The following is a 15,407-nucleotide window of genomic DNA, read 5'->3' on the forward strand; positions in this document are numbered from 1 at the left end:
ATCTCAATAAAAATGGTGAGACCGCCTCTATACAGTCTCACCATTATCCATACAAATAGTATTGTTTAAACATCCGCTATCTATGACAGCCAAATCCTCCAACCGCATTCAAATGTCGTATATTAAGATGCTTAATTTTTTTCTTCAAGCTTACGCAAGTCTTTATGCAAAATTTTACCAACGTTCGATTTTGGTAGCTCATCAATAAATTCAACATGACGTGGGCGTTTATAGCCAGTCAAATGCTCTTTAGCGTAGGCAAGAACATCTTCTTTAGTAAGGCTATCATCTTGGCGTACGACGAATATTTTTGGAACCTCGCCACTCTTCTCATCCTCAACACCAATGACCCCGCACTCTAAAATCTTTGGATGACCTGCCATCACTTCTTCGACTTCATTCGGATACACATTAAAGCCTGAAACCAAAATCATGTTCTTTTTACGATCAACGATGGTGACATAGCCTTCTTCATCCATAATCCCAATATCGCCAGTACGGAAAAAGCCATCATCGGTCATCACTTCACGAGTCGCATCATCGCGATTCCAGTAACCTTTCATAACTTGCGGGCCACGAACGCTAATCTCGCCGCGCTCACCCAGCTCAAGCTCATTACCCGCTTCATCTAAAATAGCAACGTCAGTACCTGGCATCGGTACGCCAATGTTGCCTGTGAACGTAGCACTATTATGTGGATTAGCTGTTGCAACTGGTGACGTCTCTGATAGTCCATAACCTTGAACGATAATATTGCCCGTTACCTGACGCCATTTTTCTGCCGTTGAGCTAAGGACTGCCATACCGCCGCCCATCGACGTGCGCAGCTTACTATGATCCATCGACTTAAATTCATCGTTGTTAGCCAGTGCGTTAAACAAAGTATTTACTGCTGGAAAAAATGCCGGCGGGTTGTTTTTATAAGCTTTTAATAAACTATCAAGGTCACGTGGATTGGGTACCAGTAAGCCAATACAACCGCGATAAATCCCAAACATACCGCAGACAGTAAAAGAGAAAATATGATATAGCGGTAAAGCAGTCATGATGACAGGCTGCTCGTTACTACTCTCAAACTCATCAAAAGCACTACCCAAAAAGGTATCGGACTGAATAAGGTTGGCCACTAAGTTTTTGTGCGTGAGCATGGCACCTTTAGCCACGCCAGTTGTACCGCCGGTATACTGTAATACAGCCACGTCGCTAAGACTGATATTATTAGGACGCTGATACTTACCTGCCGAGCTTTGCTTAAGCATGTTTTTAAAATCAACACTGTTGGCGATTTGGTATGGCGGTACCATTTTTTTGACATGACGCACGACTGTGTTGACCATCAGGCCTTTTAACGTGCCCATCAGATCACCCATGCCAGTGATGACGACATGATCCACTACTTTGCGACCAATATCTTGATAGGTTTTGGCAAAATTTTCGACCAAGATAAGGGCTTTAGACTCAGAGTCAGTCAGCTGATGCTCAAGCTCTTTTGTGGTATATAGTGGATTGACATTGACTAAGGTCAGACCTGCTCGCAGTACGCCAATGACAGTAACAGGCAACTGCAAAATATTGGGCATCATGACTGCAACTTTATCGCCTTTGACCAGCCCAAGCGATTGTAAATAAGCGGCAACTTGACGGCTATATAAGTCTACTTCTTTAAAACTGATCGAAGAACCCATGCAAACGAACGCTGTCTTATCACCGTGCTTAAGAAAGCTTTGCTCAAAGATATCAATCAGTGAGGTGTCATCGCTTGGCATGTCAATATCGTACGTTAGCCCAAGCGCTTCATACGTTTTGAGCCAGACTTTGTCGTTACGACGGGTTAAATTGACTTGATCATCCATAATCTTGTTTCTCCTAATGAATTGACGCATTCAGTGGTAAATACCCCTTTGTTCTTTAACATACACACTTTATACACACTACTCAATACAAAAGATTGGCACCAGAGTTCGCAAAGTTACTTGACGTTTATTATTCTCTATTAAATCAATGGTATTCATGACAAATTTGAGCATTTTTTACATCGATTTTTAGCAAAAAACAGCGAGTTACCCTCCTATAATGTTACTCGAATATTACTACATGACGACGTATGCATCGCAAGCTCTTATATAGTGGGCACTACTATATCAGCACGTCATGACCTGTCGTCTATTCTAGATTATCCCTTTTTAATTGTCGTAATATCCTTTAGGATAACGCTACCTTATTCTTATATTAATTTTGCGCCAATACAGTGCGGCACATAATATGTGCTATACAAACCATACTAATTAAAAACACAGAAGCGAAACCTACTTTATGTCCGATGTTATTGATAATACGATTGCTCCCATTATTCCAAGTGAGCCAATGGATACCCGATCGGTCGCGGAATTCACTGAACAAGCTTACTTAAACTATGCCATGTACGTCATCATGGATCGTGCGCTGCCAAATATTGCTGATGGCCTCAAACCTGTCCAGCGCCGCATCGTCTATGCCATGAGTGAGCTTGGCCTAAAGTCCTCCGCCAAAGCCAAAAAATCCGCGCGTACTGTCGGTGATGTATTGGGTAAATATCATCCACATGGTGATAGCGCCTGTTATGAAGCCATGGTACTGATGGCACAGCCATTTAGTTATCGCTATCCGCTCATCACGGGTCAAGGCAACTGGGGTAGCCCTGATGATCCCAAATCCTTTGCGGCCATGCGTTATACCGAAGCCAAAATGTCTGCTTATGCCAATACCCTGCTGACAGAGCTCGGTCAAGGGACGGTCGATTGGCAAGACAATTTCGATGGCACCATGCAAGAACCCGTTACTCTGCCCGCTCGCCTGCCTAATATTTTATTAAACGGTACGACTGGTATCGCTGTCGGTATGGCAACAGACATCCCGCCGCACAACCTTAATGAAGTGGTACGTGCAGCCATTCGTTTGCTCAAAAATCCAGATCTGTCCGTGAAGCAGCTCACGCAGTCGATACCAGCGCCTGACTTGCCAACGCCTGCTGAAATCATCACCAGTAAAAAAGACTTACAGGCCATGTATGAAAGCGGTCGTGGCAGCTATAAAATGCGCGCAACCTATCATATCGATAGCAAAGAGAAAAATCTTGTCATTATCGATGCGCTGCCCTACCAAGTCTCAGGTAACAAAATCCAAGAGCAAATCGCTAAGCTCATGATGGACAAAAAACTGCCGTGGATTACCGATATTCGTGATGAATCAGACCATGAAAACGCTTGCCGTATCGTCCTAGAGCTAAAATCTACCCGCGTCGATGTCGAGCGCGTCATGAGTCATTTGTTTGCCAGTACTGATCTAGAAAGCAATTACCGCGTCAATATGAACATGATCGGCCTAAATGGTAAACCGCAGGTGAAAAACCTCAAAGAGATTTTAGACGAATGGCTAGTCTGTCGCCGCTCAGTGGTCACTCGCCGCTTGCAATATCGTCTCGATAAAATCGATAAGCGCTTGCATATCCTCGCGGGATTATTGATTGCTTATCTCAATATCGATGAAGTGATTCGTATTATTCGTGAAGAAGACGATCCAAAGTCAGCATTAATGCAAGGCTATGATCTGACTGACATACAAGCCAATGCTATCTTGGATATACGTCTGCGTCAGTTGGCAAGGCTAGAAGAGATTGAGCTACGCCGCGAGCAAGACGAGCTAGCAGCTGAGCGCGCCACTATTCAAGAGTACTTGGATAACCCAGACAGCTTGACCAACCTGATGATTGAAGAGCTTACCGCCGACATGAAAGAACACGGCAACGATCGTATGTCGCCATTGGCAGAACGCGAAGAGGCACAGGCGTTAAAAGAGTCAGATCTGGTGCCAAGTGAGCCTATTACTGCCATACTATCAAAAGCTGGCTGGATTCGCGCTGCCAAAGGTCATGACGTCGATGCGACTGGTATGAGTTATCGCTCAGGTGACAGCTATCAAGCGTATGCACGCGGCAAATCTAACGAAAAGATCTACGTGCTTGATAGCACTGGTCGCAGCTATAGTATTGATGCGCACAACCTTGCCTCTGCTCGTGGTCAAGGAGATCCGCTGACCAGTGTGCTAAAACCCCCAGCAGGTGCCAGCTTTGAGCAGCTATTAACGGGCGCTAATGACCAGCGCATCGTCCTTGCCAGTTCGCAAGGTTATGGGTTTGTCAATACGCTTGGCAATCTTGATAGCAATCAGAAAGCTGGTAAGAAAATTATTACTCTGTCAGCGAATAGTAAGCTGTTACCTGTTGTACGGATTGATACTAATGTACAAGCCAATGATAGCGCAGCGCCAACCACTACTCCTGATCACATTGCCGTTGTGACCAATGCAGGATATCTATTGGTATTTGCTCTTGATGATTTGCCTGAGCAGGCACGTGGAAAGGGTAATAAGATGATTACGCTAAAAGGTGATGAAGAAGTACTTGCTATCACGCCACTTAGTTTGCAGGACAGCTTAGTTATTACAGCAGGTAAGCGTCATGTGACGCTCAAGCCGATGGATCTTGCCAACTATACGGGCAATCGTGGTAATCGTGGTGGACAGTTGCCAAGAGGCTTTCAGAATGTGACGAGTGTTGCGGTTGGGTGATAATAGCTATACTTCATGCTTTAATCTCTAACATTTGCAGCTCACAATACTTTTGACAAAAAGTCGTCTACACATAAGGTATAGACGGCTTTTTTATGCAAGCTAAAACAGATGATCGGTATAGTGAAAAGACACTACTGGTCTAAAACTTGCTGGATTTGCTATCTTCAAAAACTGCTGTCAAAAAGCTTTCAATCTGAGTACTTGTCATTAGATAGGGATTATAATCAGAACCTGCTGAGAAGCTTTTTAAGGCATACTCTTCATCTTCAGCGCTTGGTGTTAGATGTTTGATTAAAAACCCACTCCATTGACGCGCTTCTATTTCATCTATATTAACAATATTAGGAAAAATGGTTGAATGCTCGTCAAGTATTTTTCCTAAGGCCGTATTGATAGCAGGCCTTGTTCCTTGAAAACTTTGAACGAAATAACCTTCACTAATGACTAAAGCTGAAACTATATTGTTATCTTCAAAATATCTTCGCCAATACTCAAGTGCACGAGTCAGCTCGACTCCCGAATCTAGGTCGATATTTTTGGCAATATATGTCATGTTGATCAGAATATGCTCACCATTTCTTTTTTTGCTATCTGGAGTAGGGCTTTTCGTTGTATGCATAAGAAACCTTATTTATAAAATGCTTATATAAACTAAAGATACACCTTTATTATAAAATATAATCGATAAAGCTTTTGGATTTCGACCGATTTTTTATCTATCATGATTTCTTAGAGTTGTACCTGTCGTATATACCATCTCATTTTCTTTCTGACATATAGTCGGTGCAAGATGCTGGTCTAAAAGCACGGCCTACGCGAATAGCAAACCTTGAATATGCATATACAGCCCCTATAAATAATAAACTAATCAACATGTTACATAACTTGGCCAGAACCTATGTACTGCCGTACTACTTACCATGTAGAATGAAACGCATAATGAAAAACCCCCTTATACAAGCAGTACCAAGCGATATCTGCTTACCATTCATAGTAGTGTTTAAAATATAAAGGATAATCATGTTTATTGTAGATAAAGCTGTGAATGCTGATATGCATAACACTATTTCCATTTCCACCCCAAAAATGATCTTTTTTGATATCGATGATACGCTAAGCCGTAACGGTGAGATTGCCCCGCATAACAAAGCCACGCTTGAAGCACTCGCCAAATCAAACTTAGATATTAAACTGGTCATCTCAACGGGACGCTCAAAAGCGATATTGCCCCTTGATATCTTAGCCTTACTTGAGGCAGATGTTTTGGATGCGGTTATCTGTATGAATGGACAATATAGCTTTAATAATCAATACATAATCAGCGATTATCCGTTATCAAGCGAACAAGCTACAACCATCGCAGAGCTATGCCAACAAAGCAATTTGGTTTATAAATTTGATGCCGAATCGCAGATTGTTTGGTCGGATGAGCATGAGTGGCAAGACAGATATCACGATAAAATCAAAAGCTGTAGCATCATTGACCCTGAGTATTGCAAATATAACACTGTCTATCAGTGCTCGGTATTTTTTGACAATCAAGACGACAAAATGCAAAACGTCAACTTTGCTGAGCAGAATTTAAAGCTAGTACACTGGCATGAGATTGTCGGTGATATCTTACCTATTGACGCCTCAAAAGCACGTGGAATTTTAGATGTCTGCCAGTATTTTGGTATTGATGCGGCCGACTGTATAGCATTTGGTGATGGGTTAAATGATTTAGAAATGTTTGATTTGGTTGGCTTTGCGGTAGCAATGGGTGATGGTAAAGACGAGTTAAAGGCGCGCGCTGATTTCATCACCGGCACCATCGAAGAGCAAGGTATTCAGACGGTATTGAACCCTATTCTACAGGCTCAGACAGGTAAAGCGGTATAATAGGGTTTAAGATGATATTCTGTAAAAAAAGCCAAATGACATAAGCTAGACGATAGAGAAAAAATACAAAAACCAAGGATAACCATGTTTACTGAATACAAAGCGAGCGGCGCACGGCCCGATACTAAGGTACCCACCCCCAAAATTATATTTTTTGATATCGATGATACGCTCAGTCGCAAAGGCATTATTGCCGAACACAACAAAGCAACCCTTGAAGCACTTGCAAAGACTGATATCAAATTGGTCATCTCGACAGGACGTTCTAAAGCGATCTTACCTCCTGATATCTTAGCCTTACTTGAGGCCGACGTGTTGGACGCCATTATCTGTATGAATGGACAATACAGCTTTAACAAAGACGGTATCATCAGTCATTATCCGTTATCAGATGCGCAGACTGATAAGATTGTATTACTGTGCCAAAAAAGTGAACTTATTCATAAATTTGACTCAGCGACTCATATTGCCTGGTCACATGAGAATGAGCGTTTGCGTGAATACAATGCTATAACGCCCAACTCTATCCTTGATCCTGAGTATTATAAGTCAAACACGGTCTATCAATGTTCGGTGTTTTTTAACAATCAACAAGACCAAATGCAAGAGATTGACTTTGCTCAGGATGAATTAAAATTGGTACCTTGGCATCATATTGGCGCAGACATATTACCAGTCAATGCATCCAAGGCAAGGGGCATCACAGATCTGTGCCAGCATTTTGCTATTGACGCGCGCGATTGTATGGCGTTCGGTGATGGATTTAATGACTTAGAGATGTTTGACTTGGTCGGCTATGCGGTAGCGATGGGTGATGCGCAGCCTGCTCTGATTGAGCGTGCAGATTTCGTCACCGGTACGATTGAAGAGCATGGAATACAAGCGGTGATTAAACAGCTTAAAATAGCATCGTAAATAGAACGGAAACAGATCAAACCGTTGCGATAGCTTTTTTAATGGCTAAAGAAAAGCCCTTATCAGACACTGATAAGGGCTTTTTAATTTTAAAACAACATTAAGCGTTAATGGTTATTTAGCGGCTATATAGCCTCTAACTCCATTCATCGAGCAGGATAAAATGTCTCTGCACCCGGCCCTACAGGCAGACCCAGTACAAATACCCAAACAGAGAACAAGATTGTCCAACCAATCAAAAACGCCATCGAGTATGGCAACATCATTGCCATCAAAGTCCCGACCCCAGTGTCTCTTTTATAGCGCATCGCCACGGCCAAAATAAGACCGAAATAGCTCATCATAGGCGTGATAATGTTGGTGGTTGAATCACCGATACGATAGGCTGCCTGAATCATCTCTGGCGCATAACCGGTGAGCATCAACATGGGCACAAAGATAGGTGCGGTCACTGCCCACTGTGCTGATGCCGAGCCGAGCATGAGGTTGACCAAACCACAGATTAGGATAAAACCAACCAGCAGCAAAGGCCCAGTTAGGCCAATATCGCTCAAAAAAGTCGCGCCAGATACGGCCATTACTGAGCCCAAGTTTGACCATTTAAAGAACGCGGTAAACTGTGCCGCAAAAAATACCAAAACGATATAAATACTCAATGAGCTCATGGCGTTACTCATGGCATCGACGACGTCTTGATTGCTTTTGATGCTGCCAGTGATCTTCCCGTAAATATAACCTGGTATCGCAAAGAACACAAAAATAAAGACCACAATACCTTTTAAGAATGGCGATCCTGACACCAGACCAGTTTCCGCATTACGTAAGATGCCATCGGCAGGCACTACTGTCCACGCCAGCAACAAGCAAAACACCAACATGCTGATACCGGCCCATAGTAGCCCCTTTTTCTCAAGTGCCGATACTTTTTCGATTTGCGTCTCAAGTACCGAAGCATCGTCAGCGTCTTTAGGGTTATACTCTCCCAAGCTTGGCTCAACGATTTTTTCGGTGACAAAGTAACCAAGGCCACTGATCAAAAAGGTACTGGCGATCATAAAGTACCAGTTGGCCTCTGCGCCTACGATATAAGCGGGATCGATAATACGCGCCGCCTCTTGGGTAATCCCTGATAGTAAAGGATCTACCGTACCAAGCAATAAGTTAGCACTATAACCGCCTGATACCCCAGCAAATGCTGCTGCTAAACCTGCCAATGGGTGTCTACCTAGCGAGTGGAAAATCACCGCCGCCAGTGGTATCAATACCACATAACCCAGCTCAGCTGCGGTGTTTGACATGATGCCGGCGAAGACGATGGTAAAGGTGACCATCTTTTTGGGTGCATTCATGACTAGACCGCGTAGCGCCGCTGATATCATGCCAGAATGCTCAGCAATACCAACACCCAGCAACGCTACTAGCACCGTACCTAGCGGCACAAAACCAGTAAAGTTGGTCACAAGGTTTTCGACGATACGAGCCAAGCCCTCACCGTTTAATAAGTTGACGACTTCGATCATCCCATCAGCGCTACGTCCGCTTGTACCTTTTGGTCTTGGATCAAGGACTGACACGCCAAAGTATGACATGACCGCTGAGAGCACCAACAACAGCACCGACATCCAAACGAATAAAATAACAGGGTGCGGTAATAAATTACCTAGCCACTCAACCCCTTTTAAAAACCGCTGCATACGAGAGTTTTGTTCTGCTGCATCAAAATCATTGGGTGGCGGACTGCCATTTGGCGAATTACTTCCTTGCATAGCGCATTGCTCCATTCAAAAGTTAGATACTGTTGAGATAGTTTAAAGTGTATGAAAACATCGATAAAAGGTTGCGATTGAAACATAATTGAGAAACAGAAACAAACAGTTTTGGCCTATAAAACAAATTTTTTGCAATATTTGGTAATACCAAAATTACAGCTAATCAAAACTTGTTATTAAAAATAAAAAAAGCGACAGATTAGAATATCTCTAACCTATCGCCAATCAATAATATGTAAGGGTTAATTAAGTACTGTCATTTCACAATAATAGAGATACATTGAAAACAGTACTACGCCAGCACCTAACGTTTACGGGTTATCAAACTATATATCCAACCACCAATTTTATAAAACCCTGCCACTATTAATATAAGCACCAGCGCTGCCAATACATAGGCCAACCAATTAGGTACGCTACTTAACCAACCAATGGTAAAGGCCAAGCCCATATAAGTTTCAACTGGCCAGTCCACAACAGAGGTCGGCGAGCCTGCATTAAACATCGCCATAAAGCCTACTAGACCAATCAATGCAGCAATAATTCCAGCACGCTTACGGTTATTCATATCATTTCTCTTTCAAATTCAATCAAGTTACTTATTAAGTGGTTCATCTGCTCATTTTTAAAGCTTTATATATAGTCGATACCAAATAAAATTGATACGTTGTAACGTGATGCGCAACTGGTATAAAGCCGCAAATCATAGCCTGAAAGTTTTGGAGCATTGTTAAGGCATTGTCAGACCACCATCGACAGCAATGGACTGTCCGGTAATAGCTGAGCTCAAATCAGATGACATAAGCAACACTGAATTGGCAAAATCAGCCACTGAAGTCGCTTGACGTAATGGCGTCGTGGTGGCGATATAGTCAAACACCTCTTCGGTCGTTAAACTACTGGCATCAGTGGTTTTGAGTAGTCCGCCTGCCAGCAAGTTGACCCGAATACCATACTGTCCAAGCTCACTTGCAAGGTTGCGCGTTAAGCCTATCAGCGCCGATTTGGCCGTGGTGTAATCATAGTAAGTAACCACTGGATTGTAGACAAGGTTGGTTGAGATATTGATAATCTTGCCTACTTGCTGCGCTTTCATCTGTGGTAATACCGCTTGCGTCGTATTAACCGCGCCTTGTACGATACCATCTATTTGCTGCGAAAAATGTGTCCATTTAACCGTTTCAATACTGGTATAGTCAGCACTTGGATCAAACTGGTAGCTTGGCAAGGCGTTATTAACCAACACATCAATACGTCCATAACGCTTAATGACTTCGGCTGCCATGGCCTGCATTTGAGCCAAATCCGTGACATCGCCTTGATACGCAAATGCTTGTCCACCTGCCTGCTCGATATCGGCTACTACCTGTTCAGCAGCGTCTTTACTATCGAGATAGTTTACGCAAACCATTGCGCCAGCTGTTGCCATTTGTTGCGCAATCTGGGCGCCAAGGCCACGGCTTGCCCCCGTGACAATAGCGACTTTATCAGTGAGCAGATGAGGAATAGCGGTTTGAGTTTGATTCATTATATTATCCTTTATTGTTTTATAGTCCTTGATAGCTATCAATCATCGAGCTGTCATTTATGGTTGAATAAAAGCTAGCAATCATAGCATAATTCACAAGCCATTTTTATAGCGCTACTTTCACTCAACTCGCTATGCTGCGATGAGTCATTAACAAAAGTCACTAATTTTATAGTCCCTCTTTAAATATCCCCAAATCATGACCATAAAGATATAAATATGCTTGTTTATACTGATTTATATCACCTTTTAGGAGAAATGTTTTGACCCGATTATCATCTGAATCAGCAGCGAAAAATGTGATACGACCTGCCACAAAAGTGATGCCAAAAGTGTTATTAACGGCTGCGATCGGTTTCGCTCTTGCCAGCTGTAGCAACTCTGACAATGCAGTAGATGGTAGCGCTGCGGCGAGTAACGAGACGCTGAACCTGTATAACTGGTCAGAGTATATGCCGCAAGAGATTTTGGACGGTTTTGAAGAAGAAACGGGCATCGCAGTCAATTACACCACCTTTGACTCCAATGAGGCGATGTATGCCAAGCTCAAACTGCTTGACGACTCTAGTCAGTACGATCTAGCAGTACCTTCTACTTATTACGTTGAAAAAATGGCCAATGAAGGTCTTTTACAAGAGATTGACCAGTCAAAACTTAGTAACTTTAGTAACCTAGATACCTCATTTACCAACACTAAGGTCGATCCTGAAAACAAGTACTCTATTCCTTATATGTGGGGTAGCACTGGGCTTGCCATCAATGGCGATAGCGTTGATCCTGCGACCGTTAATAGCTGGAATGATCTGTGGAATCCTGAGTATAAAGGTCAAGTCATGTTGACTAATGATGTGCGTGAAGTGTTTGGCATGGCACTACTCACGCTTGGTTACTCAGGCAATAGTAGCGATCCTGATGAAATTAAAGCGGCTTATGATAAGCTCACCACTTTGATGCCTAATGTCAAAACCTTTAATTCAGATGCAACGCGCATGCCCTATATCGAAGGTGAAACTGCCCTTGGTATGACATGGAATGGTGAAGCGGTCATGGCCAATGATGAAGGTCTGACCAGCTTGGTTTATAAATACCCATCTGAGGGTGCAATACTTTGGATGGACAACTTTGTTATTCCAAAAAACGCCAAGCAGGTTGATGCGGCACACAAATTTATTGATTACTTATTGCGTCCTGAAAATGCCAAGATTGTTAGTGAAGAGATCGGTTATGCTTCACCAAACATGGCTGCGCGTGAACTGATGGACAAAAGCGTCCAAAACAATCCAGCCATTTATCCAAGTAAGGAAGTACTGGCGCAAGCTGAGTTCCAAGAAGATGTGGGCGATGAAGCGCTGCAAGTCTATCAGCAATATTGGGATAAGCTCAAAACTGGTCGTTAATACAATTTCGTTCTATTTAACGATTAACCCAAGCCTCTAATCGGTTACATACGCATAAAAACGCTGACTCTAAAGGGTCGGCGTTTTTTTATAGATGTAGATCGGTCTCGCCGCCTTTATTCTCAATTCGACGTTGTTCGCGGCGCTGGTAACGAAGACCTGAGGCTGCAAACCATTGCGGTTTGGTGGTCTGTAATAAATCGCTAAGCCGCTGTAATTGCACTTGCAAAGTTTGGGTCAACCAAAAATAACCTTGCCATTCAAACCCTAAGTTTTGCACGCTTAGATAATCTGATACGGTAATACGCGTGATCGGCCGAAACACCTCATCACTTGGGCTACGCAGCACTGCTGCCATGTGTAGCATGGCTTGGGTCAGCTCATGCTGATAATGAATCAATAGGGTATGATTCTCATCATCTATCTCAATATTAGCCAAGCGCGGTGCGGCGCTTAATAATAAATCAATCGTCCCGATGATATTTCGATGCGTACGCTGAATCGTCTCTAGAGTCTCTTTATCAATGCCCGACTCTCTTTCTGTCGCAGCAATGTGCGGGCGTACTGCTAATAGTCGCTTATTGATTTTTTGTAGCGCCTTAACCAATGCTTTGTTGACTGGGATATCAGGGACAGAGCTACTGGTAGGATAAATCAAACTTGCTGAGCTGGTGCTCTTAGTATATTTGAATGGTTTGGGTACGAGAATGTCAGCATCAATATGGTTGCCGACTCCGGCATATAGATTACCGCAGGTCTCAAGATTGCTTGCCAGCAAAAAACGCCACATCAAAGTAGACTTGAGGGGTAAAACTAAGGTCGCTGCCACCGCCACGCCAGCGCCCAGCAAAATATTAAAGGCACGGTACAGACCATCTTGACCGATACTGCTTTGGTCAGGACTTGAAACAATCATCAGCATGGTAATACCCGTTAATAGACCAATATAACCCAACTGTTTAACCGCAACATACCCAATGATACCGCTGATGATGCCGATAAGTAGATAGTATATCCACATCCACGTACCGATGTCTTGACTTAACCACAAAAACCCAAGCCCGACGCCCACACCAAGCAAGGTACCCAATATGCGCTCTTTGGCTTTGGTATAAATTGCACCTTGGTATTGTAATAAACCCAAAATGACAAACACCGTAATGGTGGTCCACTCTCCATGTGGTAAATTGGTGACCTCATTCAATAATAGCGCAGTCAGCACGGCTGTGCCCAAACGTATCGCATGTAATACGTCAGCATGTTGATAACGCGCATAAGGCTCAACAAGTGGGGCGGTAAATCGTTGCCAAAAGGTCGGTTTCACTTGGAATCACTCTTTTTATGTAATAAAAAATCTAAAAATAAAGATAATAGAGAATTTCAATAGACAGCATTTATTAAATGATAATTGACCACGTAGCCATTAATCGGACAGCTACTATTTCATATAGCCAATACTAACTAAAAGTGTCATGTATTTTATCTGTAGGCAAAGCCGATAGAAGTTTTCTTGCTTGCTGTACCTGCGCAGACAGAGGCTACAAAAATTTATATCAGCTTTGCCATAACATTTTTGGAGTGAATTAACTATAACTATTCACTCACCAGCAAAAAATAACGCCTTTCATCTATTAAAAGACAAAAGACGTTAAAGGTCAAAGCGCGCGAGTACAAAATAGACAAAACTGACATACTCACTCTTCAATACTTATCGCATTTTTAAAGAGAGGACTTGCTTTAAACACTATACTTCTAAGTAGTCCAAAATACCTTCAGCCGCTTGGCGACCATCCCAGATGGCGGTCACGACCAAATCAGAACCGCGTACCATATCACCTCCAGCAAAAATCTTAGGATTTTGCGTTTGGTACTTATAGGTTTGCTCTTCTAAAGCGACGACGCGTCCTGTAGGGTCTAGCGCCACTTGCTGCGTCTCAAACCACTCCATAGGACTAGGACGGAAGCCAAAGGCCATGATGACCGCATCGCAAGGAATAATCTCTTCAGAGTTAGGAATCGGCTCTGGGCGACGGCGACCACGATTGTCTGGTGCACCCAGATGGGTCGTGACAACTTTTACCGCATTCACTTTACCATTTAAACCGATGATTTCGGTTGGTTGGCGGTTAAACAAAAACTCAACCCCTTCTTCACGCGCATTAACGACCTCACGACGTGAGCCGGGCATGTTTTCTTCATCGCGGCGATAGGCACAGACGACCTGCTCTGCACCCTGACGGATACTGGTGCGATTACAGTCCATAGCCGTATCACCGCCGCCTAATATGACGACTTTTTTGCCTTTTAGGTCGATATATTCGTCGGCATCTTTTTCCCAGTCGTTACAACGGTTGACGTTGGCAATGAGATAATCTAGTGCATCATAGACACCGTCCAGCTCCTCACCAGCGAAGCCGCCACGCATATAAGTGTATGTACCCATACCCATAAATACCGCATCATAATCACTTAACAGCTCATCAATGCTGACATCAGTTCCGATTTCTGTCTCAAGGCGAAATTCAATACCCATACCTTCAAAAATAACACGGCGGTTGCGCATGACGTCTTTTTCCATCTTAAACTCTGGAATACCAAAGGTCAGTAAGCCGCCAATCTCAGGGCGTTTGTCAAAGACGACTGGTTTGACACCATTTCTTACCAAAATGTCGGCACAGCCAAGACCAGCAGGGCCTGCACCAATAATGGCAACCTTTTTATCCGTCCAGACGACATCTGACATATCTGGACGCCAGCCAAGCGCAAAGGCGGTATCGTTAATGTACTTTTCGACATTACCGATGGTCACAGCGCCAAAACCATCATTCAATGTACAGGCACCTTCGCACAAGCGGTCTTGTGGACAGACGCGCCCGCAGACCTCTGGCAAAGTATTAGTACGATGACACAATTCTGCCGCTTGGAATATCTGTCCTTCGGTGGCAAGTTTAAGCCAATTAGGGATGTAATTGTGTACTGGACATTTCCACTCACAGTAGGGGTTGCCGCATTCAAGACAACGATGGGACTGCTCGGCCACCGACTCACTCTCAAATGGTTTGTAAATTTCGACAAACTCTGTTGAGCGCGTCGCAATGTCTTTTTTATTCGGCTCAACCCGTGGTACTTCTAAAAACTGAAAACTATTATCTAAGCGTTTTGCCATAATGACTTACTCTTCTATATGGGGCTCTTCTATAGTGGGTAGTGACAGTTGGCATATACCATTTATATTAGGTCAAGAGACCTAGCGATACTGTCACTTACCTACCTACAATATTAGCGCAGTGAGAGGTAATCTCTTAAATG

11 protein-coding genes are annotated in these 15,407 nt (G+C 43.3%); 4 read left to right on the top strand and 7 right to left on the bottom strand.

Going from position 1 to position 15,407, the window contains the following annotated elements; translation table 11 throughout:
• Nucleotides 1-131 precede the first annotated feature (131 nt).
• On the bottom strand, nt 132-1,853 hold the full coding sequence (locus tag Q0890_RS04095) for an AMP-binding protein (protein ID WP_299217887.1): 1,722 nt from the start codon (nt 1,851-1,853) through the stop codon (nt 132-134).
• A gap of 460 nt (nt 1,854-2,313) precedes the next feature.
• On the opposite strand from Q0890_RS04095, the gene parC reads away from it, so the two are divergent.
• Nucleotides 2,314-4,605, top strand: a complete 2,292-nt coding sequence (parC, locus tag Q0890_RS04100) for a DNA topoisomerase IV subunit A (RefSeq protein WP_299217889.1) — start codon at nt 2,314-2,316, stop codon at nt 4,603-4,605.
• Nucleotides 4,606-4,747: 142 nt separating this feature from the next.
• Here the strand turns inward: parC and Q0890_RS04105 are convergent, their stop codons facing one another.
• Nucleotides 4,748-5,227: a BLUF domain-containing protein gene (locus tag Q0890_RS04105; protein ID WP_299217891.1), complete on the bottom strand. Its 480-nt coding sequence runs from the start codon at nt 5,225-5,227 to the stop codon at nt 4,748-4,750.
• Between the two features lie 401 nt (nt 5,228-5,628).
• On the opposite strand from Q0890_RS04105, the gene Q0890_RS04110 reads away from it, so the two are divergent.
• Nucleotides 5,629-6,489 (top strand): HAD family hydrolase, encoded by an 861-nt coding sequence (locus Q0890_RS04110; protein WP_299217893.1) that lies wholly within the window; start codon nt 5,629-5,631, stop codon nt 6,487-6,489.
• A gap of 84 nt (nt 6,490-6,573) precedes the next feature.
• Entirely contained in the window at nt 6,574-7,404 is an 831-nt protein-coding gene (locus Q0890_RS04115; RefSeq protein WP_299217895.1) for a Cof-type HAD-IIB family hydrolase, read from the top strand.
• Nucleotides 7,405-7,550: 146 nt separating this feature from the next.
• Here Q0890_RS04115 and Q0890_RS04120 read toward each other — a convergent pair whose 3' ends face one another.
• The 3 genes from Q0890_RS04120 to Q0890_RS04130 all read right to left on the bottom strand — a co-directional run bounded on the left by Q0890_RS04120 (nt 7,551) and on the right by Q0890_RS04130 (nt 10,701).
• Nucleotides 7,551-9,170, bottom strand: a complete 1,620-nt coding sequence (locus Q0890_RS04120; protein WP_299217897.1) for an AbgT family transporter — start codon at nt 9,168-9,170, stop codon at nt 7,551-7,553.
• Nucleotides 9,171-9,477: 307 nt separating this feature from the next.
• On the bottom strand, nt 9,478-9,741 hold the full coding sequence (locus Q0890_RS04125; protein ID WP_299217899.1) for a hypothetical protein: 264 nt from the start codon (nt 9,739-9,741) through the stop codon (nt 9,478-9,480).
• 162 nt (nt 9,742-9,903) lie between these two features.
• Complete coding sequence (locus tag Q0890_RS04130) at nt 9,904-10,701, bottom strand: 3-oxoacyl-ACP reductase (RefSeq protein WP_299217900.1); 798 nt, start codon at nt 10,699-10,701, stop codon at nt 9,904-9,906.
• A gap of 263 nt (nt 10,702-10,964) precedes the next feature.
• Between Q0890_RS04130 and Q0890_RS04135 the strand changes: the two genes are divergently transcribed.
• Nucleotides 10,965-12,098, top strand: a complete 1,134-nt coding sequence (locus Q0890_RS04135) for an extracellular solute-binding protein (protein WP_299217902.1) — start codon at nt 10,965-10,967, stop codon at nt 12,096-12,098.
• A gap of 88 nt (nt 12,099-12,186) precedes the next feature.
• Here Q0890_RS04135 and Q0890_RS04140 read toward each other — a convergent pair whose 3' ends face one another.
• Together Q0890_RS04140 and Q0890_RS04145 are read right to left on the bottom strand one after the other, a co-directional pair.
• The gene (locus tag Q0890_RS04140) at nt 12,187-13,422 is read right to left on the bottom strand and encodes an FUSC family protein (protein ID WP_299217904.1); all 1,236 of its coding nucleotides are present in this window, start codon (nt 13,420-13,422) and stop codon (nt 12,187-12,189) included.
• 420 nt (nt 13,423-13,842) lie between these two features.
• Nucleotides 13,843-15,264, bottom strand: coding sequence for an FAD-dependent oxidoreductase (locus tag Q0890_RS04145; protein ID WP_299217906.1), 1,422 nt, complete (start codon nt 15,262-15,264; stop codon nt 13,843-13,845).
• Nucleotides 15,265-15,407 lie beyond the last annotated feature (143 nt).

The organism is uncultured Psychrobacter sp. (genome assembly GCF_947488565.1).
In the GTDB taxonomy this organism is placed as follows: domain Bacteria; phylum Pseudomonadota; class Gammaproteobacteria; order Pseudomonadales; family Moraxellaceae; genus Psychrobacter; species Psychrobacter saeujeotis.